Here is a 22552-nt window from a genome sequence, read left to right as displayed (position 1 = left end):
TGGTTTATGTCACCGTGATGGAATCCCAACCCCCGAGGTGCGCACCGGACGCCGTGCTGTCCGCACCCTGCACGCACACGTGGTGTCCGTGACGAGGTACCGGCGTGTGGGGTTCAGCGACCCGAGGCCGGTGCGCTGCGAGGAACTCATGCGCGAGGTCTGCGCCGGCTTCGAGGTCGAACCTCGCGAGTTCAACGGCGACCACGACCACGTCCACCTGCTGGTCCACCACCCGCCGAAGGTCGCCCTGTCCACGCTCGCCGGCTCACCGAAGGGCCTCTGGGCGCGGATGCTTGGCAAGGAATACGGCGCTCACGTCCGCCGGTGCCTGTGGGGCGGGCATCTGTGGTCCGGTTCCTCCTTCGCCGCAAGCGTGGGCGGCGCACCGCTTGCGGTCCTTGAGCAGTACATCGAACAGCGGAAACGACCCGTGTGAGCCGGCCTGCTCACGGGCACGGAAGGCCAGGGCACGCTCGCGCCTAAGGGGCACTCCCGCGTGGGCCTTCGCCCCCGGCGTGAACGCCGGAGCACTGGCCCACAGTTCGGTAGATACGCCAGTGGCGTAGGTGTCGGGGAGGCGGCGGAGGTCGCCTCCAGATCCAAGGTCTGGCCATACATCAGCGCGATGTCGAGGAGCCTGCCTCGTTGTTTCACCGTAGTAGCCGGTTGATCTTGCGCCCGTGATGTCGCTTTGATTCCTGCCCGGGGTGCTGGTCGGGCAGGGACGCGCGTCGGCTGGCGTGCCGGTGACGCCGGGTTCCACGGACCCGGGGATGTTGCAGCTGTCCTCCTCTCGATGGCCGCCGGGGCGATGAGCCCCGGTCAGGTCGGGTGGGGCAGCGCCTGGATACGTGCGAAAGCGCGCACGATGGCGTTCGCCCACGGCCACGTGCCGGGAATCTTCAGCCGGCGTCGGCGTTGACCGCACACGAGACGGGCCGGAACGTGCAGGAGGCGGTAGCGCAGGGTCTTGGGAGTGGCCTTGACCAGGTCGCCGTCCAAAGCCAGCAGCTGCAGCCAGGCCCGCAGGTCGCAGGCGAGCGCGGTGGCCATCAGCCAGGCCGTGTTGACCTGCAGTTCCCGCGAGGGCAACAGGCCCATGCCGCTCGCTTTCCGATCATGGATCTTGGGCTCGATACGGGCGTGTTTGCGGTGCCGGGCGTCCAGGAAAGCGATCTGACCTCGGGCGGTGTTGGTGGCGAAGGTCTGATACCGCATGCCTTTGTTCTTCGCATACGGCGAGGCATCTCTTTCATAGCGGGGGTGCAGGGGCTCCTTGCGGACGATCACCCGGTGTCCCGGCGGCCAGGCCGACAGATCGCCGAGCAGGCCGGTGATGTCGGCGACGAACGCGTCCTGGCGCGGCCGGCCGCCGGGCCCGGTCGCGCTCTGCCACAGGTCGTGGACATCGACAAGTTCCACGGCGGCCCGCTCACGCTCGGTGAAGGCCCAGCCGACCGAATACTCCCAGCGGTAGCAGGGACCGGCCCGACCGCCGGCCGAGGCGATCCACTCCAGCAGGGCGTGGGAGAACCCGGCACCGTCCACCCGGATGAGGACCTTCTTGCGCCATGGGCCGAGCAGTTGGGCCACCGCGGCCGTCAGCAGGTCGATGTTCACCTCGGCGTCGTTGGCGCCGGTGTTGCCCGGGCTCAGGAGTTGGGCGAGTTCCTCGCCGGTGTTGTCGCAAACCGCGACGAAGCCGTGGTGGCCGTAGGTGCCCTTGTGAGTGCCGTGCGCGCCCTCTTTCTCCGACGGGGCGCACACGATGGAGCCGTCGGTGTCGATCACCGTCCACCCGTCCAGCACCTGGTCGTCGACGCATGCCCAGGGGAAACCCTCCTCGCGGGCGGCCAGCAGGGTCCACACATGGCGGCGCACCGCGGCCCGGGCCCGCTCGATCCTGCGCAGCGCCGCCTCGTCGATCTCCTTCAACGCTCGCCACACGGTGGGAAAGGAGGCGACCGGGCCGATCATCGGCCGCTGGTGCTCCAGCAGGCGGATGTCGCGGATGCAGGTGGCCCCGAGGGTGATGGCGACCGCCAGGTCGACCAGGACCTGGCCCCGGTCGTGCAGTGGATGGAATCTTCGTCGCCGCAGCGCGTTCGATAAGGTGCCGGTCAGGCCGGTTCGCTGGGCCGGTAGTCGCAGGTGCAGGCCGCCGACGTGGCCGATCTGGTTCTTACCGTCGGCGGACATCGCCAGGCCTTGGCTCCACTCGCTACTCTGCACGTGAAAGGTGCCTTCCAACCCGCCCCGGATACGACCCTCGACAAGTCGCATCCAAGCAGGTCAGAAGGCATCTTTTCTCGTGATCTCACATTCCGTCGCCGTTACTGGCGGCGCTGGTGAAACGCTCAGGCTCGTCTTCGCCTCCCTGGTGGGCACTCCCCTGGACTCCCATAACGTACGGCGGGCATTCCGGAAGGTCGTGAAAGATGCCGGGCTGCCGGCAAAGGACTGGACACCACGGAAGATGCGGCACAGCTTCGTCTCGCTGCTGTCCGACTCCGGCGTCCCCTTGGAGGACATCGCACGACTTATCGGCCACAGCGGGACCGCGGTCACCGAGGCGGTCTACCGTAAACAGATCCGCCCAGTGCTTCTCGGTGGTGCCGAAGCAATAGACCGGATCTTTACGTGACAGGAGCGATAGTCACTCAGAATGCAGAAAGGGTGCCTCTCTTTCGAGAGACACCCTTGCCGACCAGTGAAAACCTGGTCGGGACGACAGGATTTGAACCTGCGACCCCTTGACCCCCAGGCAAGGCGGGAGGGGGCGGAATCATGGGCTATATCCGCTCCCACCTGGGCATACGGTCCACGGTGATCCACTGTCGTCCGGCCTCGTCCCAGGTCGTTGTCACCCAGTTGGTCACTCAGTGATTCGCCTGTCCGAGCCGGTAGAGCGCGCCTTCCCCGGTTCTCACTCGGGGCCGCCCAGCTCTCGATACGCCTCGCGTAGTTCTGCGGCTTCCGGCATGCGGCGCGTTTCGATGGCGCCGATCACCTCGCGCGCTCTCCAGTAGTTGGACGGCACCAGCACGCCACTTGTCATGGTCGTGAGGGCAAGCTGACTTGCCTCGTCGGGTTGGTCAGTGGCGAGAAGCGCCAGAGCAAGGTCAAGACGTGCGGAGGCTGCCCTACGCGGACGAAGCAACCCATCCGCGGCTGACTCCAGGCGGGCAAGCACCTGCCGGGCGTACGGCTCGGCGGCCGGGTCCCCCAGCCATGACAGCGTGGTCGCCACGTACGCCTCACTCTTGGAGGGGTCGTAGCGGTAGTGGTGCTCGGGATGCTCGGGCATCGACAGCGGCGAGACCAGCCGGGCAACACGGTTCAGCGCATCGCGCGTCTCCGGGCCGGACCCGAGCCGCGCCCAGATCCGGCCTTCCTGCGCGGTCGCCTGGATGTAGGCGGAACTTGTGCGCGGTGCGATCGCCTGCGCCCCTTGGGTCAGGGTCAAGGCGCGGCGGTAGTCGCCGGTGGTGACCGCCTGCCATGCCTTCGTCTCCAGACACCACGCGGCGATCTCGGGATGCTCGGCGTGCTCGGCCAATTGGGCGGTCGTCTGAAGCCACGTTCTGGCGGCCTCGAACTGGCGAAGGTCGATGTGGCAGGTGGAGGCCAGCAGCGACAGCCAGCCACCGGCCGTGAGAAGGCGGCGGTGCTCGGCGAACGTCTTCTTGGCGTCGACCAGGTGCGAGACGTACGACACGTGCTGGCGTACCCGTTCCAGCAGCTCGGCCGGTGGTGTCCCCTGATAGGCCATCGCGAGGTCATCGACGGCCAGCTCCAGTCGGTCAAGCGTTTCAGCGCCCACGTCGCTGGCGGCGACACGGCGGGCCAGCTCCAGCGCCTCGATCTCATCGGCGAAGTGAGGGCTGCCCGGCGCTGTGCTCTCCGGGGCCTCGCTGAACAACTCGGCTTCTGCCGTGCCGAACACCCGGCAGTAGAGCAGCCGATAAGGGTCTTTGGGCTGGTGCTTGCCCGCCTCCCAATCCTTGATCATGCGGATCAGGGAATCCCGCTCGGGCAGGCGGGCACGAGTGCGCGAATCGGCGGCGTCGGCAAGGTGCCTGGCCATGTCTCGCTGAGTCCATAACTTGCCACGCCTTGCGGCGCGTAACCGTACGGCCCAGGCCGGAACGTTATTCATTGTGTGCACCTCGGGGGACTGGGGTCCTCCTGTCTCCCCCAGTCTCCCCTACTCGCACTGTCGGTGCGGGATGCCTGGCGATGTCATGGGAGCACCAGGAAAAGCGGGACCCGCAGGCGCGGTAACGCCGTACGGGTCCCTTGATCGCACACTGGAGGTGCGACCCATGGACAACTGTAGAGCCGTCCCACCCGTCGTTGACGAGGCGACAGTGGAGAGCCATGACAAGGCGCTGGTCGTCGTTCAGCGGCTTCTCATCGAGCGGGGAATCCGTGCTCACCGTCATCACACGATCAGCCTCGGACTGTTCGCCAACAGGGCGGCCGCCTGGCCCGACCAGCCGCCTCTTCGGTCGTGGATGGAGCGACACCCGCCGGAGCTGACCGTGAAGGGGCCGCAAGGCTGGTGCGTAGCCACGGTGACCATGGGGCCGCGCTCTGGCAGCTACCTGGTCTCTCTGCGCGACGGCTCCGGTCTCCAGGCGGTGAGGAGCGAGCATCCCGAACAGGTAGTGAAACTGATCTTGGCTGCTCGGGGAGTGTGACCGTGTACGGCTGGGTCATCCTGGGCGATGCGGCCACGAAGCGAGTCAACGGCCAAGAGGTCGTCGTCACGGCCGGTAAGCCGGGTGACATCGGGGCGGTCATCAGGGCTTGGGAAGACGCTGAACGCCACCGGATGCTGTACGAACTGGGCAACCTGGCTCGCCTGGTCGATGCCGCGATGACCCGCCTCCAGCTCCACCACCGCACTCCGGACGGTCGCGGAAACACGTGCTGAAAACCGACGACATCAAATGATCACCGATCGGGTGCGGCAACACACCTTCCCGTAGTCGCGTTGCCGTACATGACGGCAATGACCGTGATCAGGTGGCCATGTCATCCGGTGGCAACCTGACCCGGAGCACAGGGCCGCCAGGCCCGCGCACCGGAAGCAGGGCGGCAGAGTCGTTGCTCCCCACCATGGAGACGTTCCTGAGAACACCGAGCGGAGACGGCCAGCGCAATGCCGAAGGCACCCCGAAGGGGCCGCGAAGCGGTTGGGCCGGCGGTCGGAGCGGCAGGCGGCAGCGCGTACCAGGGGCGGCGGGTGCGTTCGGTGCGGCGGGTGCCCGGTGCGGCGGACGGCGGGGTCCGCGCGTTCGCGCCGAGCGGGCGCGGGACGGGACCGGCCCCCAGGCCGCATGCCCGGTCCCGATGTCCGTCCGGCGCGGGCGGGCGTGCCGCGCCGTGCGGCGGCGCGAAGCGCTGGCGCCTTGAACCAGTAAAGAAACTTTGAGCCATTGGGAGTGAGGCTTACTTCAAGATTCTGTTCGGATCGGATGCAGGAGCGAACCCTGCGAGCTTGCTAGTAGGGCTTGGTTAGGTGGGGACGGGCTGGGCATGTCGGGGTAACGCTCGGCGGCAGGTGGGGCAGGATCCGGCCCAGCAGGCCAGCAGGAGCTGCAGCTCGGTGATGACCTGGTAGGTGCTCAAGCCGCAGCCGGCGCTTTTGGGTTGAGCCTTTCAAGGGTGCAGAACGCGTGTGCGACCGAGACCAAAGTGACGTGGTGGTGCCAACCGCTCCACGTGCGACCCTCGAAGTGGTCCAGGCCCAGGCCGGTCTTCAGCTCGCGGTAGTCGTGCTCGATGCGCCAGCGGATTTTCGCCAGGCGCACCAGGCGCCGCAGCGGAATGTCGCCGGGCAGGGTGGACAGCCAGTATTTGGTCGGCTCCGGCTCGCCTGGCGGCCATTCGGCCAGCAGCCAGCACACCGGCAGTTCCCCGCCCGCATACGCGCGGCGGATCCGCACCCCCGCCGGCCGTACCCGCAGCGCGGCGAACCGCGAGCGCAACGGCCCCTTGGACCCGGTCCGCCACCGCACTGTGTGCAGCGCGCGCCGCCCGCCCTCCAGCACCAACTGCCGGGCGCTGATGCGCCGCTGCCGGTAGCGGGGCACCGGCCGCCGCCCGGTCCCCGCATACGGCGCGACGCTGCGGCAGGCCTCGGCCTCCAGCAGCGCGGTATCGGAACGCACCCCCACCACGTAGGGGAATATCGCGCTCGGTCAGGCCCAGGCGAAAGGCCCCGTCTTGACCGTAGCCCTCATCGGCGACCACCAACGGCGGATCCAGCCCCCAACTCTCCAGCTCGTCGATCATGTCCAGAGCCAGCTGCCACTTGGGCACATGACCGACGTCGGCGGGGATCCGGCAGCGCTGCCGGCGTGCCGCCACCGCGGCCGGATCCTCCGTGCGCGGCGAGGCCGCATCCCACTGCTCGGGCACGAACAACCGCCAGTTCACCGGACACGACGCGGCGTCGGTGACCAGATGCACGCTCGGCGCGACCTGGCAGTTCGCGGTCTTGCCCAGCGCCCCGCAATACTGCGCGGCCACCCCCGGCGACTCATCGCCGTCCTTGACAAAGGACACATCATCGACCACCCAGGCGGCCGGGTTGATCGCCGCATCCATCCGCCAGGCCAGCTCGGCCAAAACCAGCTGATGCGACCAGGGGGCATCGGTGAGGAACTGCTGCAGCCCTTGGCGATCCACGCCCAGCCGGGCCGCCATCGGCTCCATCGATTTCCGCGCCCCGTCGGTCAGCAGGCCGCGCACATACCGCTCACCCCACCGCCGCTGATCAGCACGGGCGAAACCGGAGAACATCTCAGCGGCAAACGTCTCCAGCCGCGCCCGCACGGCCTCGAGTTCTTGAGGGGTCATCTTCCCTCACCCCCAAACAGGTGACATACCGTCCCCTACCCGAGGTAACCAAGCCCTACTAGTGCTGTGACCGGGATGGTCCACCGTGATCGGAAGGCGGCTCGCGGGACGAGCGCACGCGCAACGGCTGGTATTACTGGGGCATGCAGGAAGAGACGGCACGCTCCGCGATCGACACGTTCATCTCCGCGTTTAACGCCTCGGACGACAGCTATGTGACTGCCCTGCTCTCCCAGGCCCTGACCTCAGACGTGGTCTTCTGGGGGCCGTTGGGTCGCAGCGAAGGAATCGCGGCGGTCGAGCGGTTCGTGCTGGACATCCGGCGCCACCCGGCGGGGACCGGCACGATGGCGCGCTGCTCAGCGGTGGACATGCCTGACGAGTGGGCCCGGTACCAGTGGGTCTTCACCACGCCGGATGGAGGCCCCCGCCTGGCGGGAACGGACGTCGTCCATCTGCGGCGGAGCCTCATCGACCAGGTCATCGTCTTTGCGGGGGAGATCGAGCCGTCCGCCTCCTGAGTCGTCCTTCTGTCGCTGTCCTTCTCGTGAACTTGTCCCTTTCGGCACGAATGGACGTCACCGCACATCCAACCGTCACGACCACCAACCCGGCGAACCTACGCGGTCACAGCACTAGTAGGGCTTGGTTACCTCGGGTAGGAGACGGTATGTCACCTGCTTTGGGGGTGAGGGAAGATGACTCCTCAAGAACTCGAGGCCGTGCGGGCGCGGCTGGAGACGTTTGCCGCTGAGATGTTCTCCGGTTTCGCCCGTACTGATCAGCGGCGGTGGGGCGAGCGGTATGTGCGCGGCCTGCTGACCGATGGAGCGCGTAAATCGATGGAGCCGATGGCGGCCCGGCTGGGCGTGGACCGCCAAGGGCTGCAACAGTTCCTCACCGATGCCCCCTGGTCGCATCAACTGGTGCTGGCCGAGCTGGCCTGGCGGATGGATGCGGCGATCAACCCGGCCGCCTGGGTGGTCGATGATGTGTCCTTTGTCAAGGACGGCGATGAGTCGCCGGGGGTGGCCGCGCAGTATTGCGGGGCGCTGGGGGCTTGTTCGTGAATAACTGTCAGAGTTGATCTGCGGGGCAGTCATCGGCGGACGTAATACGATCTTGCAGTTGCTCGAGCGTACGTGCGGGCGATCCGGGGATCGGCGTGACGGAGATTTTGTGCAGGTCGAGGATCCGGTGGCCATCTTGGAACTGGTTGGACAGGTTGGTGCGGGTGACGCCCAGCAGGCGGGCTAGGAGGGTGCTGGTCGCGGCCTTGCGGCGACGGAGTAAAGCGGTCAGGAGCCGGTGGAAGTGATCTAGGCTGCTGGTCTGCGGATGGAGGTAGCGGCGCGGGCGGTGGAAACGGCGTTGAAAGGCCGCCTCTGCCAGCGCGTCCCAGTAGGGCTCCGAGATCTGCACCAGGCGGGCGAAGTCCGAGCGCGGCATGCCGGTCAGGGCCGGATCGGTGAGCATCCAGGTCACGTCCGGATCGATCGGTTGGTTGGTCTCGGCTTCTTCGGAAAGTCTGGGAGGGGTGGGGGCCAGGGTGTAGTTCCAGTCGCCGTGGAATGCATCGGGTGTGATCGGCAGGGCATGGAACTCGGCGGGCGTGATGGCGGTGCCCAGTGGGTAGTTGCCGGTGTCCAGTTCGGCGCTGACTCTCAGTCCGGCCTCTGTTGTCGTCGCGGCGATCGTCTCGATGACGACCTGGTAGCTGGTCAGCGGGCGGCCACGCCAGTTGGCGGTGATGTGGCAGAACATCCGGTGCTCGATCTTGTTCCACTTCGAAGTGCCGGGAGGAAAGTGGCAGACCGTGATCTCAAGGCCGCTCTCGCGGGCGAAGTCGTGTAGTTGCTTCTTCCATGTCCAGTAGCGGGGGTTGTTGGAGCCACCGGCGTCCGCGGTGATCAACAGCCGGGTGGCGTGCGGGTGGTCGAGACAACCGCGGCGTCGCCACCAGCGGCGGACGGACTCCACCGCGAACTCGGCGGTGTCGTGATCGGTTCCGACGTTGACCCAGCCGCTGTTGGTGGCGAGGTCGTAGATTCCGTAGGGGATGGCCACTGGCTGGTCGCTGGTGACGAGGGTGTGGCTGTCCACCTTGATCGGGTTCTTTCCCGGTTGCCAGGTACGTCCAGGCCGGTCGCGGTTGCCGAGCCACTCTTTGGCTTTGGTGTCGATGCTGATCACCGGCTGGTCGTCGTCGAGGAAGGCGGCGGCGGTGGCGTTGAGATGGGCAAACTGGGCGTCGCGATCCGGATGCCGGGTGCCTTCGGTGGTCTTGGCCGTGCCCTGCAGGCTGTAGCCCAGGCCGTGCAGCAGGTGGCCGACGGTTGTGGCACCGATCGGATGCTTCTGCGCGGAAAGGGCATGGGCCAGGCTGCGCAGCGACAGCGTGGTCCAGCGCAGTGGGGAGACGGGGTCGCCGCGAGTGTGCGGCTCGATCAGTGACTCAAGGGCCGGTAGCAGGCCGGGGTCGGTGACTGTCAGCGGTTTGCGCCCGGCGCCCGAGGCCCGGATGCGGCGGGTCGGCGCGGGGTGCGTCTCCAGCTCGATGATGCCACGCGCGATGGTGGCGGTACTGATGCCGGAGGCTGCGGCCACCAGGGCAATCCCGCCATGGCCGAGCACGGCGGCCTCGCTGGCCAGGTAGAGGCGACGGCACCGCTCGTCAAGGTGCGGCAGGATCTGCTCGAACTTGGCCCGCAGCTCGGCTGCGGGTACATCTTCCTTCGAAGAGGCGGTCATGCTCCAGCGTCTCACCGTCGACCCGGTCCCGCAGATCAACTCTGACAGTTATTCACGAACAAGCCCTGGGCAAGACCGCGAACTGCCAGGTCGCGCCGAGCGTGCATCTGGTCACCGACGCCGCGTCGTGTCCGGTGAACTGGCGGCTGTTCGTGCCTGAGCAGTGGGATGCGGCCTCGCCGCGGGCAGAGAATCCGGCCGCGGTGACGGCGCGCCGGCGGCGCTGCCGAATCCCTGCGGACATCGCTCACGTGCCCAAGTGGCAGCTGGCTCTGGACATGATCGACGAGCTGGAGAGTTGGGGGCTGGATCCGCCGTTGGTGGTCGCCGATGAGGGCTACGGCCAAGACGGGGCCTTTCGCCTGGGCCTGACCGAGCGCGATATTCCCTACGTGGTGGGGGTGCGTTCCGATACCGCGTTGCTGGAGGCCGGGGCCTGCCGTACCGCCCCGGCCTATGGCGGGACCGGACGGCGGCCGGTGCTGCGTTACCGCGACAAGCCGTGCTCGGCCCAGCAGATCGTTACTGCCGCCGGGCGGCGCGCGCTGCACACGGTGACCTGGCGGCCCGGGTCCAAGGGACCGCTGCGCTCCCGGTTCGCCGCGCTGCGGGTGCGGCCCGCGGGCCGGATGATCCGCCGTGCCCATGCCGGTGAAGAGCTGCCGGAGTGCTGGCTTTTGGCCGAATGGCCACCGGGCGAGCCGGAGCCGGTCAAGTATTGGCTGTCCACCCTGCCCGGCGACATCCCGCTACGGCACCTGGTGAGAATGGCGAAGATCCGCTGGCGGGTCGAGCACGACTACCGCGAGCTGAAGACCGGCCTGGGCCTGGACCACTTCGAGGGCCGCACGTGGAGCGGCTGGCATCATCACGTCACCCTGGTCTCGGTCGCACACGCGTTCTGCACCCTTGAACGACTCAACCCAAAAGCGCCGGCTGCGGCTTGAGCACCTACCGGGTCATCGCCGAGTTGCAGCTGCTTCTGGCCTGCTGGTCCGGTATCTGCCCCACCTGCCGCCGCGCGTTACCCAGACATGCCCAGCCCGTCCCCACCTAACCAAGCCCTACTAGTGCTCCGTTCCTCAAAGGCTGTAGACGAACTGGCGGCGTAGGTGTCTGGGGGCCGGTGGTGGCCGTCCCCAGACCCAGGGTTTGGCCCGCTGGTTGAGCTGGGCGGTGGCGATGCGGGTGGCGTGGTCGATGTCCTTGCTATCAGCGAAGGACACTCCGGCCAGGGCATGGTGGCGGAAGATCCGCCACCACGCCTCCTGCAGATTGAGCCAGCAGGCGCCGACGGGGATGAACGCGTGCTGGATGCGGGGATGGTCGGCCAGCCATGTGCGGGTGGCGAGGCTGTTGTGACCGGACAGGTTGTCGGCGATCACCCAGATGTCACCGTGGCCGGGGTTGGCGTCCTCGACCCGTTGCAGGAACCGCTGGTAGCAGTCGCTGTTGCGGGAGGCGGCGGTCATGGTGACCGCGGCGCCGTCGGCGACGCGCAGCGCACCGTACACCCAGGTCTTGTCGGGGCCGCGGAAGTATTCCAGCGGCGCTTTGATCCGGTGGCCGTCGGCGGACCAGGCGGGCGCGGGGCCGAAGGTACGCGGGGTCACCGGCCCCAGCTCGTCGGCGCAGACGACGACCGCGCCGTCCGGCGGGTCGGTGTACAGGCCGACGACCTGCGTTCTTTTGCGGCGAAGTCCGGGTCCTTGCTGGTGGTCCAGGACCGGGTGCGGCGCCATCTCACCCCCTCTTTCAGAAGGATCCGGCGCACCTGGGAACGGTGAATGTCGATGCCCTGCTCACGGGCGGCGGCGGTGAGGGCATCCAGGGTCCACACCGCCGGCCCATCCTCGTCGTCGGCCTCCAGCTCACCCCAGGGCTCCCAGCGCAGCCGCCCGGGCGGTATCGTCTTGACCAGCGCGATGAGCCGCGATCGTTCGGCTTGGGTGATCCGCGGTCTGCGACCGGGCCCGGGCCGGTCACCAAGCCCGTCGATGCCTTCGGCGTTGAAGCGGCGCAACCGGCGGCGCACGGTCTCCGGATGACAGCCCAGCATCGCGGCGATGGCCGGGCCGCGCATCTCCTCCCAGCTCAACACGACGATCTGGGCGCGCTGGATCCAGTCGGCCGGGGCGTGCCGGGCACCGGCGAGTTTACGGATCTGGCGTTCCTCCTCGCCGTCTCGCGGCGCTCGAGCGTGCAGCAGTTTCGGCATGATGACACCACCTCCCTGTCATCCACGATGCCCCTGATCAGGATGGCTGGCCACCGCTCAGCTCAACACCCTTTGAGGAACCCAGCACTAGTAGTACTTCGTTAGATTGTCGATCACCTAGCGTGATCATTTTGAGAAGTCACTTCGGGATCATGTTGTCGTGACACCTGACGAGATGGCGCCGGTGCGCCCGCGGCTTGAGAAGTTTGCAGATCAGATGCTGCGGAGGGTGCTTCGTCGCCGTGATCAACTCGCCACCGGCGAGTTGTATCTGCGGGGGCTGATGCTGGACGGGCGGCGCAAGTCGATGGATCCGATGGCGGAGCGTCTGGGAGTTGACACCCAGCGGTTACAGCAATTCATGGCCGACTCGACCTGGGACTACGAACCGGTCCGGGAAAACCTCACACATTGGGCGCTGGAACGGATCGGTCCGCAGGCGGTCGTCATCGACGATGTCGGCTTCCCCAAGGACGGCCCGAATTCTCCGGGAGTGGCCCGGATGTATTCCGGGACGCTGGGGGCTTGTTCGTGAATAACTGTCAGAGTTGATCTGCGGGGCAGTCATCGGCGGACGTAATACGATCTTGCAGTTGCTCGAGCGTACGTGCGGGCGATCCGGGGATCGGCGTGACGGAGATTTTGTGCAGGTCGAGGATCCGGTGGCCATCTTGGAACTGGTTGGACAGGTTGGTGCGGGTGACGCCCAGCAGGCGGGCTAGGAGGGTGCTGGTCGCGGCCTTGCGGCGACGGAGTAAAGCGGTCAGGAGCCGGTGGAAGTGATCTAGGCTGCTGGTCTGCGGATGGAGGTAGCGGCGCGGGCGGTGGAAACGGCGTTGAAAGGCCGCCTCTGCCAGCGCGTCCCAGTAGGGCTCCGAGATCTGCACCAGGCGGGCGAAGTCCGAGCGCGGCATGCCGGTCAGGGCCGGATCGGTGAGCATCCAGGTCACGTCCGGATCGATCGGTTGGTTGGTCTCGGCTTCTTCGGAAAGTCTGGGAGGGGTGGGGGCCAGGGTGTAGTTCCAGTCGCCGTGGAATGCATCGGGTGTGATCGGCAGGGCATGGAACTCGGCGGGCGTGACGGCGGTGCCCAGTGGGTAGTTGCCGGTGTCCAGTTCGGCGCTGACTCTCAGTCCGGCCTCTGTTGTCGTCGCGGCGATCGTCTCGATGACGACCTGGTAGCTGGTCAGCGGGCGGCCACGCCAGTTGGCGGTGATGTGGCAGAACATCCGGTGCTCGATCTTGTTCCACTTCGAAGTGCCGGGAGGAAAGTGGCAGACCGTGATCTCAAGGCCGCTCTCGCGGGCGAAGTCGTGTAGTTGCTTCTTCCATGTCCAGTAGCGGGGGTTGTTGGAGCCACCGGCGTCCGCGGTGATCAACAGCCGGGTGGCGTGCGGGTGGTCGAGACAACCGCGGCGTCGCCACCAGCGGCGGACGGACTCCACCGCGAACTCGGCGGTGTCGTGATCGGTTCCGACGTTGACCCAGCCGCTGTTGGTGGCGAGGTCGTAGATTCCGTAGGGGATGGCCACTGGCTGGTCGCTGGTGACGAGGGTGTGGCTGTCCACCTTGATCGGGTTCTTTCCCGGTTGCCAGGTACGTCCAGGCCGGTCGCGGTTGCCGAGCCACTCTTTGGCTTTGGTGTCGATGCTGATCACCGGCTGGTCGTCGTCGAGGAAGGCGGCGGCGGTGGCGTTGAGATGGGCAAACTGGGCGTCGCGATCCGGATGCCGGGTGCCTTCGGTGGTCTTGGCCGTGCCCTGCAGGCTGTAGCCCAGGCCGTGCAGCAGGTGGCCGACGGTTGTGGCACCGATCGGATGCTTCTGCGCGGAAAGGGCATGGGCCAGGCTGCGCAGCGACAGCGTGGTCCAGCGCAGTGGGGAGACGGGGTCGCCGCGAGTGTGCGGCTCGATCAGTGACTCAAGGGCCGGTAGCAGGCCGGGGTCGGTGACTGTCAGCGGTTTGCGCCCGGCGCCCGAGGCCCGGATGCGGCGGGTCGGCGCGGGGTGCGTCTCCAGCTCGATGATGCCACGCGCGATGGTGGCGGTACTGATGCCGGAGGCTGCGGCCACCAGGGCAATCCCGCCATGGCCGAGCACGGCGGCCTCGCTGGCCAGGTAGAGGCGACGGCACCGCTCGTCAAGGTGCGGCAGGATCTGCTCGAACTTGGCCCGCAGCTCGGCTGCGGGTACATCTTCCTTCGAAGAGGCGGTCATGCTCCAGCGTCTCACCGTCGACCCGGTCCCGCAGATCAACTCTGACAGTTATTCACGAACAAGCCCTGGGCAAGACCGGAAACTGCCAGATCGGCGTCAGCGCACATCTGGTCACCGATCATGCCTCGTCCGCGGTCAATTGGCGGCTGTTCATCCCCGAGTCGTGGGACCCGGCCAAGATCGAGGATCCGGTTCAGGCGGAAACGGTCCACAAGCGCCGCGACCGGTGCAAGATCCCTCAGGACGTCGGTCACCAGGAGAAGTGGCGACTGGCGTTAAACATGATCGACCAGATGTACGACGAGTGGGGAGTCGGCACCGATCTTCCGGTGGTCTTTGACTCCGGTTATGGCGATTGCACCGCTTTCCGGCTGGGACTGGAGGACCGCGGCCTGTCTTACGTGGCGGCCGTCTCCGATGATCTGTCGGCCTACCCCGGAGATGCGGTGCCTGAACTGCCGGAATAAAGCGGCAAGGGGCGCCCGCCGAGACCACGCTATCCAGGCAAGCCATCGAATCTGCGCAATCTCGCATTGGCGGCAGGGCGGGCGAATCTGCGGCGGGTGACCTGGCGGCAAGGCACAAGGAAGACCAGCGGTAATCCAGGCGCGAAAATGCGATCACGCTTCATGGCTCTACCGGTTCTCTTGGCCAACAAAGACATCCCCCGCAACCCCGACGGCAGCCTGCCTGCGCGTTTGCTGCTGGTGGAATGGCCGGCAGGCGAATCCGAACCCACCGATTACTGGATCACCAATCTCCCCGCCGAGACTCCGCTGCGCGAACTCGTCCGGCTCGCCAAGATCCGCTGGCGGATCGAGCATGACTACCGGGAGCTCAATACCGGTCTTGGCCTCAAGCATTTTGAGGGGCGGAGCTTCTTCGGCTGGCACCGCCACGTCACCCTGGCCGCATTAGCGCAGGCATTCTGTACCGAACTACGGCTAGACCCAAAAGTCCCTGCGCCGGCCTGACCTTGTATGAGGTTCTCGGCGAACTCCAGGCTTTACTCGCCACCTGGACCGGCGCTTGCCACGTATGCCATCAAATGTACGCGCCCCATAACACTTCGTAACTTAACGAAGTACTACTAGGGTCCCGGTCGGTTTCCATGTCCTCTTCCCAACCGATGGCGTAGGTCACGACATAGTCCTGACCCTCGGCCGTCTCCAGGATCAGGCAACGTGCTTCAGGATCGATGCCGTTGACTTCCGAGTGGATCCGCTCGGTCTCCGCCTGCGTTGCGCATCGGATCACAAGTCCGTGGTAATCGATTCTGAGTTTCATCGCTTCGACGGGCTTGAAGACGATGTCAATGCGGGACTGGTATTCGCCGCCGCGCACGGTCGTTCGTGTTCGTAGCAAGAGCTGGCTGTGACTGACGGTGTAGGCCCAGACAGTGAGCCATTTTCATCGTGGCTGACGGGCGGTCTCGGTGTAGTGCAGGACGAGGATGGCCTGCACGATCGCGGTCATGCGGCGAGGGCAGCAGCGCTGCTTGGTCAATATCTTCCCGGCCTTGAGGGTGGCGACGGCGCGTTCGCCGAGTGCCAGGGCCTTGGCGTGGAGCCCATTGACTCATCCCCGGTGCGGCAGGTTCCACAAGTGGAGGGTGGTCTGGTTCTTGGCGACCGTGTACCAGGCGGCCTGCCCCGCTGATCGGGGAGATCCCGCGACGGAGAAGGGGTAGGCAATCCGGCCGCGCAGGGCCATCGTGCGTGGGTCGACAAGCCAGTGGCGGGGGTCGTCCGAGTGGTACTCGGTGCCGACCACGGCGGTGTCGTCGTATGGGAACGCCGCCTCGTAGTCCCACCGAACGCGGTCGTCCTCGTTTGCGGGAGGGGGCACGGCTTCCTCGGCGTCCAGATGCCGCAGTTCCATGCCATCCTCCGCCCGGTGCAGGTAGAGGGACCACTGCCCCAGATCCGTGGTCAGGAAGTACTCCCCGGACGGGCTCACGGCGAGGAGGACCTCCTCGATGAACCGCTGGACAGTGAGCCTTGCGCCATCCCAGTGTCCCCACAGCACGGGCGAGTTCTCCTCGCCCTCGCCGACAGTCAGCCCCATGTACGCCGGGTTCGGGTGGGGGAAGTGGGTGGAGCCCGATCCGACGGTCATCGTCTCGGCCCGGGTCAGCACCGTGCCGTCGGCGGGGTCGAGGATCAGCCATTCCTCCTTGGTGTCGCGCCCCGCGTGGTTGCGGATGTGGGCCCAGAGGAGCTGGCCGTCCGAGGAGAAGGCCGCCGAGCCGCTGTCCGCATGGCTGTGGTGGTAGTCGTCGGCGTACTCGGAGAACGAGGCATGGGCCTTGGTGCACACGACGGCGGACCAACAACCGTGCCGGATCTCCCACCGCACGGCGCCGGTCGAATCCACGGCTCGCAGCGCGTGAACGCCGGCGAACACGGCGAGATCACCCGCGGGAGAGACCGCCACCGAGCCATACCGGCGGGGCCAGGGCGCGGGGAAGCGGACCTCCATCCCATCCCCGTCCAGGTTGCGGACGGCCAGCTCGGTGTCTCCGCGCTGCACCAGCAGCCTACGCCCAGGCCAGTGCAGCACCTGTGGACCGTCCGCCGACGCGAGGTCGAGCGGAGCGGTGGCGGTGGCCACGAGACGAGCGGCGAACTGGTTGGAACCCCTGTGGATAGCATCGTTTGGCACAGTCGTATGGTTTCACGCGCCTCGGATGGTGCAGGTGGCCTGAAGTCAGCCGCTTTGTCCAGGGTTTCTGCACCGTGTCTCTGGCCTCACTTTGCGTGAACGTTTTTCGCCCTCCCCGGCGGGTGCCCTGGTCACAGCATGATCGCGATGCCGGTGTTCGGTCGGTGACGTGAGAAAGCCCCTGGTAGATGGGTTGATCACCACAACCATGCCCGTCACAACCAGGAGCTCTGGATGCTGTTTTATCGTGCTGCCGTCGATTTGTCGCGTCAGACCCTGAACTACGTCGCTGGAGTGATCCGGCGGCATCGTCAGGCGATCCGATCGGTCTGGCGGCTGCTCAACCCTGGCCAGCAGGCTTTGCTGGTGCTGGTCTACCTGCGCAAAGGCGAGACTTACGCCGAGCTCGGGGCCGGTTTCGGCATCTCGACGGCCACCGCGTGGCGGTATGTGGAGGAGACGGTGGCGTTGTTGTCGGCGCGCTCGCCCAAGCTCGGTCAGGCACTGCGGAAGGCCAAGCGGGACGGGCTGCATTACCTGGTGCTGGACGGCACGCTGATCCGCATCGACCGGATCAAGGCCGACCGGCCCTACTTCTCCGGCAAGCATCGGGTGCACGGCATGAACGTGCAGGTCATCGCCTCACCGGATGGGGCCGTCCTGTGGACCTCCGGAGCACTGCCCGGCAAGATGCACGACCTGAGCGCCGCCCGCATCTGGGGCATCCTGCGCGCGCTGGAGAAGGCCGGAATCATCATCCTCGCCGACAAGGCGTATCAGGGGGCCGAGGGTCCGCTCATCACCCCGTACAAGGGCAAGGACAAGCCCGAGTCCCAGAAGCGGGCCAACCGCTCCCACGCCAAGCTTCGCGGCCCCGGCGAACGCGCGAACGCCCAGCTGAAGAGCTGGAAGATCCTCCGCAGGCTACGCTGCAGCCCCAGCAAGGCCGGCCACCTCTGCAAGGCCATCGCCGTCCTTCAAAACCACCGCGCCGCGCAGGTCGCGTGAGGGTGAAAAGGGTTCAGTGAAGGCACGGTCCGAACGGAAGAGCTCGGCGCCCGGCGGGAATTGCTCGTCGGTGTTCAGCCATGTTCGTGCGTGCATACGGCGGATCATGTCAGTGGCGTGGTGGGACCCACAATTGGTCGGGGTCGCGACGTGCGGCCGAGTTGGATGCTTCCTGGCGTCTAGATCACGAGAGTGATGCCGTTGTCGGCGAGTTCTTCGGGGGTGAAGACCGCGCTGGGGTCGTCGGCCAGTTCGGCGCTGTAGCCGATCTCGTAGCGGTTGGCGGGGGCCTTGACCTCGGTGACCTCGATCGGGTGGCCGTTGGCGTGGGCCATGGTGCGGCGGATGATCAGGAGGGCCTCGGCGTAGTCCATGCCCAGGTGAGCGCGTTCGTCTTCGTAGGCGATGCGGGAGGTGGTCAGGGTCATCCAGCGGACGGGGCCATGTTCGCGGATGAGCGACTGGTAGAAGAACGCGGGGCGCTTGCGGTACTGGTGGAAGCGCTTGGGGTCGTCGAAGTCGGGGAGCATGTCGGCGTTGGCGTAGGAGTTGATCTCCAGGCGGGCCGATGCTCCGTGGATGGTCGCGGTGTGGCCTCGGTGGAACATGCTGCGGCGGTGGATGACGGGGTGTCCGGTGCGGACGCCGAGCATGATGGCGATGTCGCGGTTGGCGGTGATCTTCTCGCTGGTGAACAGCGGAGCCTCGGGATCGACGTCGCGAAGGGCCAGGTCCCAGCCGAAGGCTTGGATGTCAGGGTGGTTGCCGGGGGCGGCCAGGTCGGGCCGGTTCTGGTGGCTGATGAGGATGGTCTGTCGTTCGGGCATGGGGCGGACGAACGAGCCGCGTCCGCGCATGACGTAGGCCAGTCCTTCGGAGACCAGGGTGTCGATGGCCTTGCGGACGGTGGGGCGGGAGACGTCGTAGCGGCGGACGAGTTCGGGTTCGCTGGGCAGGGCTCCGCCTGGTGGGTAGCGGCCGTCCAGGATGGCGGCGCGCAGGTCGTTGGCGATGGTGCGCCAGCGGACATCCTTGTCCTCGGTGGTCTCCATGGCCTCTCCCTCTCGCGAGTTTTCTATAACCACTTGTACTACAGGTTGCATGACGCTTCAACGCAAGGCAACATGTACTACAGGTAGTACTACGCTGAAGGGGGTGGTGATCATGAGCGAGCCAAGCGAGCACGACAAGCGAGAACGGCACCCGGAATGGATGATCGACCTGGCCCAGGTGATCAACGCTCCGGGTTACGAGCGATGGCGGGCGATGGTCGCGGGAACCGGCGGCTGCTCCCACCCGATCCATCTCACCGGAGAGTCGGCCATCGTCGACGCGTCCACGGGCGAGATCCTGCACGCCTACCGCACCGCCGACGAACCGTCCGGCCATCTACTGGTGGCCTGCGGCAACCGGCGGGCCTCAGTCTGCCCGGCCTGCTCGGAGGTCTACCGGGCCGACACCTTCCACCTGATCCGGGCGGGCCTGTCCGGCGGCAAGGGCGTCCCGGAGACGGTCAGCACCCATCCCCGGGTGTTCGTCACCCTCACCGCGCCATCGTTCGGGCCAGTGCACACCAGAAGGGAGAACAGCGGCGCCGTGCGGGCCTGCCGTCCCCGTAACCGTGACAAGGTCTGCGAGCACGGTCGGCCGGTCGGCTGCCATGCCCGCCACGAGACGGGGGACGAGCGGCTCGGCCAACCCATCTGCTCCGGCTGCTACGACTACACGGGCGCGGTGCTGTGGCAGGCCCACGCGGGCGCGCTCTGGCACCGCTTCACCCTCGAAGTGCGGCGCACCCTGGCCAGTGAGACGGGGCTGAGCCGTACGGGGTTCGGCAAGCAGGTTCGGGTCTCCTTCGCCAAGGTCGCCGAGTACCAGCGGCGGGGCCTGGTGCACTTCCACACCGTGATCCGCCTCGACGGTCCCGGTGGCGGCAGCGAACCCCCTCCGGCCTGGGCCGATCACCACCTGCTCACCTGGGCCATCCCGCAAGCGGTCCGGCGGGTCAGCCTGCCCTCACCGATCAGCGATCTCGGCCGGTGGGAGCTGGTCTGGGGCGATCAGCTCGACATCCGGCCGATCCTGCTCGACGAGTCGGCCGAAGGGCTCAGCGAGCGGGCGGTGGCGGGCTACATCGCCAAGTACGCCACCAAGGGCGCGGAAGCCTCCGGCACCGTCGACCACCGCCTGTCCTGCCCAGCCTGCAAGGGTCGTGGTCGGTTGAGCCTGACGGCCTCGTGCGGACGCTGCCACGGAACGGGCCTGAAGCCGGGCCTTCACCTGGACGCGCTCCCGGTCACCGAGCACGCGCGGCGGATGATCCGCACCTGCTGGGAACTGGGCGCACGCCGAGAGTTCCAAGCACTGCGGCTGCGGCCCTGGGCGCACATGCTCGGCTTCCGGGGCCACTTCTCCAGCAAGTCCCGCCACTACTCCACCACCCTCGGCGACCTGCGCGGCGTGCGTGCCGTACACCGAGCCACTGAGGCACGCGAGCGGTACGGCCTGCCCGCCCTCGGCGACGAGACGACCCTCGTGCTCGGCCACTGGCGCTTCGCCGGATCCGGCTACACCCCCGGTGAGGCGATCTTGGCCGAAGACGTCCGGCGACGCGTCGCCCTGGCCCGTGCCATCGCGGCGGAACAGGCCGAACGGGAGGACGGATGACAGCAGCCGGATCCCCCGGCGAACGGCGACTGTATCGCGTCTGCGAAGCCATGTACCTGCTCAGCATGAGCCGCAGCGTGATCTACGAACAGATCCGATCGGGCCGTCTGCGCTCGGTCACCCAGGGCCGTACCCGGCTGATCCCGGCCTCGGCCATCTCCGACTACGTCGCACTACTCGAACAGGAAGCGAGGGCATCATGACCACACGACGCAGCCGGGGAGACGGCGGCCTGCACTGGGACGAACAGCGAGAGCGCTGGATCGCCTCGGTGACGGTCGGCTACACCCCCGCCGGAAAGCGCATCGTCAAGAAGGCCAGTGGCAAGACCAAGACCGAAGCCAAGGCCAAACTCAAAGAGATCATCCGCGACTATGACGACGGGCTGGCAAGCGGTCCGGCCAACTACACCGTCGCCGACGCCGTGACGGGCTGGCTCACCTACGGCTTACACGGACGCGACCCGAACACCGTGGCCAACTATCGAACCCTCTGCGACAAGCACATCATCCCCGGCCTGGGCGCCCGCAAGCTGCGGGAGTTGAGCGCGGAGGACGTGGACCGGTGGCTCATGGGGAAGGCTAGGACGCTCAGCGCCCGGACGGTCCGTCTCCTCCACTCGTGCCTGAACCGGTCGGTGAGGTTCGCCCAGTCTCGGGACAAGGTCAAGCGCAACGTGGTGGGCCTCTGTGAGGTCCCCGAGGGGAAGGAAGGGCGACCGTCCAAGGCGCTCACTCTCGACCAGGCGGAAGCCATCCTCAAGGCCGCGAGCGACACGCGGATGTACGCCTACGTGGTGCTCTCCCTCCTCATCGGTGCCCGGACGGAGGAACTGCGGGCGCTCGTCTGGTCAGAGGTGGATCTCGACGGCAAGCCGGGCACCGACAGTCCCCCGTGGATCGCCGTGTGGCGCTCCGTGCGGGAAGGCGGCGACACCAAGACCCGGAAGTCACGGAGATCTCTCGCGCTGCCTCGTCGCTGCGTCGAAGCCCTCCGGGAGCACCGGGCGCAACAGGCCAAGGAGCGGGAGACGGCGGGCGCGAGGTGGAAGGAGAACGATCTCGTCTTCGCCTCCCTGGTCGGCACTCCCCTGGACTCCCACAACGTACGGCGGGCGTTCCGGAAGATTGTGAAAGACGCCGGGCTGCCCGCGAAGGACTGGACACCTCGGGAGATGCGGCACAGCTTCGTCTCGCTGCTGTCCGACTCCGGCGTGCCCCTGGAGGACATCGCGCGACTCGTCGGCCACAGTGGGACGGCGGTGACGGAGGCGGTCTACCGCAAACAGATCCGCCCGGTCCTGCTCGGCGGCGCGGAAGCAATGGACCGGATCTTTACGTGACGGGAGCGATAGTCACTCAGTTAGTCACTCAGAATGCAGAAAGGGCGTCTCCCTTTCGGGTGACACCCTTGCCGACCAGCGAAAACCTGGTCGGGACGACAGGATTTGAACCTGCGACCCCTTGACCCCCAGTCAAGTGCGCTACCAAGCTGCGCTACGTCCCGGTTGTCCGGCGCCCTCTCGGGCGGGACGTCATAACCTTAGCGCAGATCGAACGGGCCTGTGCACGCCAGGACGTTCGCCGGGCATATGTGATCATCGAAGGACAGGGTGCACGTGGGACGTAAAGCGTTGATCGACCAGGATGAGCTGCGACGACTTGTCCGGGAAGGACTGTCCAACGCCGAACTGGCCATGCGGTTCGGGGTGAGCGAGTCCGGAATCCTTCAGGCCAAGAGGGCCGCGGGGCTCTCCAAGCCGATGCTCGATCACTCACGGGCGCTCCCGTGGAAGCTGGACCGCTCGCACGGCCAGTCCGGCCCGGCGACGAATCTACGCAATCTGTCCTCTGTCGCGCAGGGGCGCTCGATCCCCGCGGAGAAGCTCAACACCGCGCTCCGCTGGGCCGACCGGCTGGTCTCCGGCGGGTTGGACATCGCCTACGAACCGGGCCGGGGGTTCCGGGAGGTCCCGGTCTCCGCCGGGCAGTCGCTCGTCGAGGCGGTCCTGCTCGAAGCCCGTAGAGCGCTGGGTGCGACGAGCCGTCCGGGGGATCAAACCGAAGGCCAGTGATTACCTGATAAAGATTAACAAAACGCCGATCCAGTTTTTTTCAATGGTGGATCACTGACATGCGTAACCGGTTTCGAGGCTTGT

17 protein-coding genes, 1 tRNA gene and 8 pseudogenes are annotated in these 22552 nt (G+C 66.8%); 14 read left to right on the top strand and 12 right to left on the bottom strand.

The features are described from left to right. Positions 1 to 22: 22 nt before the first annotated feature. Positions 23 to 436: an IS200/IS605 family transposase gene (gene tnpA / locus FHR32_RS29785; protein WP_184757906.1), complete on the top strand. Its 414-nt coding sequence runs from the start codon at positions 23 to 25 to the stop codon at positions 434 to 436. Positions 437 to 822: 386 nt separating this feature from the next. Here tnpA and FHR32_RS29780 read toward each other — a convergent pair whose 3' ends face one another. After that, positions 823 to 2199 (bottom strand): IS1380 family transposase, encoded by a 1377-nt coding sequence (locus FHR32_RS29780; RefSeq protein ID WP_221466272.1) that lies wholly within the window; start codon positions 2197 to 2199, stop codon positions 823 to 825. A 112-nt stretch (positions 2200 to 2311) separates the two neighbouring features. Here FHR32_RS29780 and FHR32_RS29775 point away from each other — a divergent pair, with 112 nt between their 5' ends. Continuing rightward, complete coding sequence (locus tag FHR32_RS29775) at positions 2312 to 2644, top strand: tyrosine-type recombinase/integrase (protein WP_312882754.1); 333 nt, start codon at positions 2312 to 2314, stop codon at positions 2642 to 2644. Between the two features lie 282 nt (positions 2645 to 2926). On the opposite strand, the gene FHR32_RS29770 is transcribed toward FHR32_RS29775, so the two are convergent. Then, the gene (locus tag FHR32_RS29770) at positions 2927 to 4159 is read right to left on the bottom strand and encodes an NsdA family TPR-like regulatory protein (protein WP_184757775.1); all 1233 of its coding nucleotides are present in this window, start codon (positions 4157 to 4159) and stop codon (positions 2927 to 2929) included. Between the two features lie 166 nt (positions 4160 to 4325). Here FHR32_RS29770 and FHR32_RS29765 point away from each other — a divergent pair, with 166 nt between their 5' ends. Continuing rightward, positions 4326 to 4703, top strand: a complete 378-nt coding sequence (locus FHR32_RS29765; protein WP_184757774.1) for a hypothetical protein — start codon at positions 4326 to 4328, stop codon at positions 4701 to 4703. A 2-nt stretch (positions 4704 to 4705) separates the two neighbouring features. Then, the gene (locus FHR32_RS29760; RefSeq protein WP_184757773.1) at positions 4706 to 4939 is read left to right on the top strand and encodes a hypothetical protein; all 234 of its coding nucleotides are present in this window, start codon (positions 4706 to 4708) and stop codon (positions 4937 to 4939) included. 694 nt (positions 4940 to 5633) lie between these two features. Here FHR32_RS29760 and FHR32_RS29755 read toward each other — a convergent pair. Next, positions 5634 to 6870 (bottom strand): annotated as a pseudogene (locus FHR32_RS29755) (IS701 family transposase). A 143-nt stretch (positions 6871 to 7013) separates the two neighbouring features. Between FHR32_RS29755 and FHR32_RS29750 the strand changes: the two are divergent. Together FHR32_RS29750 and FHR32_RS29745 are read left to right on the top strand one after the other, a co-directional pair. After that, positions 7014 to 7391 carry a nuclear transport factor 2 family protein gene (locus tag FHR32_RS29750; RefSeq protein ID WP_184757772.1) on the top strand — a complete coding sequence of 126 codons (378 nt, stop codon included), beginning with the start codon at positions 7014 to 7016 and terminating at the stop codon, positions 7389 to 7391. 177 nt (positions 7392 to 7568) lie between these two features. Beyond that, a pseudogene (locus FHR32_RS29745) lies at positions 7569 to 7928 on the top strand (transposase); the annotation flags it as partial. A 41-nt stretch (positions 7929 to 7969) separates the two neighbouring features. On the opposite strand, the pseudogene FHR32_RS29740 reads toward FHR32_RS29745, so the two are convergent. Continuing rightward, a pseudogene (locus FHR32_RS29740) lies at positions 7970 to 9621 on the bottom strand (ISAzo13 family transposase). A gap of 62 nt (positions 9622 to 9683) precedes the next feature. On the opposite strand from FHR32_RS29740, the pseudogene FHR32_RS29735 reads away from it, so the two are divergent. Beyond that, a pseudogene (locus tag FHR32_RS29735) lies at positions 9684 to 10568 on the top strand (IS701 family transposase); the annotation flags it as partial. Between the two features lie 135 nt (positions 10569 to 10703). Here the strand turns inward: FHR32_RS29735 and FHR32_RS29730 are convergent. Together FHR32_RS29730 and FHR32_RS29725 are read right to left on the bottom strand one after the other, a co-directional pair. Beyond that, complete coding sequence (locus FHR32_RS29730; protein WP_221466443.1) at positions 10704 to 11345, bottom strand: IS630 family transposase; 642 nt, start codon at positions 11343 to 11345, stop codon at positions 10704 to 10706. Continuing rightward, positions 11231 to 11839, bottom strand: coding sequence for a helix-turn-helix domain-containing protein (locus FHR32_RS29725; protein ID WP_184752715.1), 609 nt, complete (start codon positions 11837 to 11839; stop codon positions 11231 to 11233). Before FHR32_RS29725 ends, FHR32_RS29730 begins: the two co-directional genes overlap by 115 nt. A 160-nt stretch (positions 11840 to 11999) precedes the next feature. Here FHR32_RS29725 and FHR32_RS29720 point away from each other — a divergent pair. After that, positions 12000 to 12362: pseudogene (locus FHR32_RS29720) on the top strand (transposase); the annotation flags it as partial. Between the two features lie 41 nt (positions 12363 to 12403). On the opposite strand, the pseudogene FHR32_RS29715 reads toward FHR32_RS29720, so the two are convergent. Continuing rightward, positions 12404 to 14055, bottom strand: a pseudogene (locus tag FHR32_RS29715) (ISAzo13 family transposase). A 62-nt stretch (positions 14056 to 14117) separates the two neighbouring features. On the opposite strand from FHR32_RS29715, the pseudogene FHR32_RS47720 reads away from it, so the two are divergent. Then, a pseudogene (locus FHR32_RS47720) lies at positions 14118 to 15029 on the top strand (IS701 family transposase); the annotation flags it as partial. Positions 15030 to 15099: 70 nt separating this feature from the next. Here the strand turns inward: FHR32_RS47720 and FHR32_RS29695 are convergent. The 3 genes and pseudogenes from FHR32_RS29695 to FHR32_RS29685 form a co-directional block, all read right to left on the bottom strand. Then, positions 15100 to 15399 carry a hypothetical protein gene (locus tag FHR32_RS29695; protein ID WP_184757769.1) on the bottom strand — a complete coding sequence of 100 codons (300 nt, stop codon included), beginning with the start codon at positions 15397 to 15399 and terminating at the stop codon, positions 15100 to 15102. Between the two features lie 66 nt (positions 15400 to 15465). Continuing rightward, positions 15466 to 15633 (bottom strand): annotated as a pseudogene (locus tag FHR32_RS29690) (IS5/IS1182 family transposase); the annotation flags it as partial. Continuing rightward, the gene (locus FHR32_RS29685) at positions 15634 to 16719 is read right to left on the bottom strand and encodes a hypothetical protein (RefSeq protein WP_184757768.1); all 1086 of its coding nucleotides are present in this window, start codon (positions 16717 to 16719) and stop codon (positions 15634 to 15636) included. It lies immediately after the preceding pseudogene. A 234-nt stretch (positions 16720 to 16953) separates the two neighbouring features. Between FHR32_RS29685 and FHR32_RS29680 the strand changes: the two genes are divergently transcribed. Further along, positions 16954 to 17727 (top strand): transposase family protein, encoded by a 774-nt coding sequence (locus tag FHR32_RS29680; RefSeq protein WP_184757767.1) that lies wholly within the window; start codon positions 16954 to 16956, stop codon positions 17725 to 17727. 179 nt (positions 17728 to 17906) lie between these two features. Here FHR32_RS29680 and FHR32_RS29675 read toward each other — a convergent pair whose 3' ends face one another. Next, the gene (locus tag FHR32_RS29675; RefSeq protein WP_184757766.1) at positions 17907 to 18779 is read right to left on the bottom strand and encodes a GntR family transcriptional regulator; all 873 of its coding nucleotides are present in this window, start codon (positions 18777 to 18779) and stop codon (positions 17907 to 17909) included. Between the two features lie 112 nt (positions 18780 to 18891). Here FHR32_RS29675 and FHR32_RS29670 point away from each other — a divergent pair, with 112 nt between their 5' ends. From FHR32_RS29670 to FHR32_RS29660, 3 genes are read left to right on the top strand one after another with little or no spacing between them, the layout of a single operon-like run. Continuing rightward, on the top strand, positions 18892 to 20394 hold the full coding sequence (locus FHR32_RS29670) for a replication initiator (protein WP_246467472.1): 1503 nt from the start codon (positions 18892 to 18894) through the stop codon (positions 20392 to 20394). Beyond that, positions 20391 to 20597 (top strand): helix-turn-helix domain-containing protein, encoded by a 207-nt coding sequence (locus FHR32_RS29665; RefSeq protein ID WP_184757765.1) that lies wholly within the window; start codon positions 20391 to 20393, stop codon positions 20595 to 20597. The genes FHR32_RS29670 and FHR32_RS29665 overlap by 4 nt, the downstream gene beginning before the upstream one ends. Further along, positions 20594 to 21736: a tyrosine-type recombinase/integrase gene (locus FHR32_RS29660; RefSeq protein WP_184757764.1), complete on the top strand. Its 1143-nt coding sequence runs from the start codon at positions 20594 to 20596 to the stop codon at positions 21734 to 21736. Before FHR32_RS29665 ends, FHR32_RS29660 begins: the two co-directional genes overlap by 4 nt. 87 nt (positions 21737 to 21823) lie before the next feature. On the opposite strand, the gene FHR32_RS29655 is transcribed toward FHR32_RS29660, so the two are convergent. Continuing rightward, positions 21824 to 21900, bottom strand: a tRNA-Pro gene (locus FHR32_RS29655). A 112-nt stretch (positions 21901 to 22012) separates the two neighbouring features. Between FHR32_RS29655 and FHR32_RS29650 the strand changes: the two genes are divergently transcribed. Further along, positions 22013 to 22468: a hypothetical protein gene (locus tag FHR32_RS29650; protein ID WP_184757763.1), complete on the top strand. Its 456-nt coding sequence runs from the start codon at positions 22013 to 22015 to the stop codon at positions 22466 to 22468. Positions 22469 to 22552 lie beyond the last annotated feature (84 nt).

This window comes from Streptosporangium album (assembly GCF_014203795.1).
GTDB classification, from domain to species: Bacteria; Actinomycetota; Actinomycetes; order Streptosporangiales; family Streptosporangiaceae; genus Streptosporangium; species Streptosporangium album.
The sequence above is the reverse complement of the archived record's forward strand: the minus strand, read 5'-3'. Positions and strand labels throughout refer to the sequence as shown.

What these genes read in the sequence shown, in the direction of transcription:
- FHR32_RS29725 (WP_184752715.1), bottom strand. Translation starts at nt 11,839, where the DNA reads ATGCCGAAACTGCTGCACGCTCGAGCGCCGCGAGACGGCGAGGAGGAA.
- FHR32_RS29665 (WP_184757765.1), top strand. Translation starts at nt 20,391, where the DNA reads ATGACAGCAGCCGGATCCCCCGGCGAACGGCGACTGTATCGCGTCTGC.
- FHR32_RS29750 (WP_184757772.1), top strand. Translation starts at nt 7,014, where the DNA reads ATGCAGGAAGAGACGGCACGCTCCGCGATCGACACGTTCATCTCCGCG.
- FHR32_RS29770 (WP_184757775.1), bottom strand. Translation starts at nt 4,159, where the DNA reads ATGAATAACGTTCCGGCCTGGGCCGTACGGTTACGCGCCGCAAGGCGT.
- FHR32_RS29675 (WP_184757766.1), bottom strand. Translation starts at nt 18,779, where the DNA reads ATGGAGACCACCGAGGACAAGGATGTCCGCTGGCGCACCATCGCCAAC.
- FHR32_RS29680 (WP_184757767.1), top strand. Translation starts at nt 16,954, where the DNA reads ATGCTGTTTTATCGTGCTGCCGTCGATTTGTCGCGTCAGACCCTGAAC.
- FHR32_RS29670 (WP_246467472.1), top strand. Translation starts at nt 18,892, where the DNA reads ATGAGCGAGCCAAGCGAGCACGACAAGCGAGAACGGCACCCGGAATGG.
- FHR32_RS29660 (WP_184757764.1), top strand. Translation starts at nt 20,594, where the DNA reads ATGACCACACGACGCAGCCGGGGAGACGGCGGCCTGCACTGGGACGAA.
- FHR32_RS29765 (WP_184757774.1), top strand. Translation starts at nt 4,326, where the DNA reads ATGGACAACTGTAGAGCCGTCCCACCCGTCGTTGACGAGGCGACAGTG.
- FHR32_RS29780 (WP_221466272.1), bottom strand. Translation starts at nt 2,199, where the DNA reads ATGTCCGCCGACGGTAAGAACCAGATCGGCCACGTCGGCGGCCTGCAC.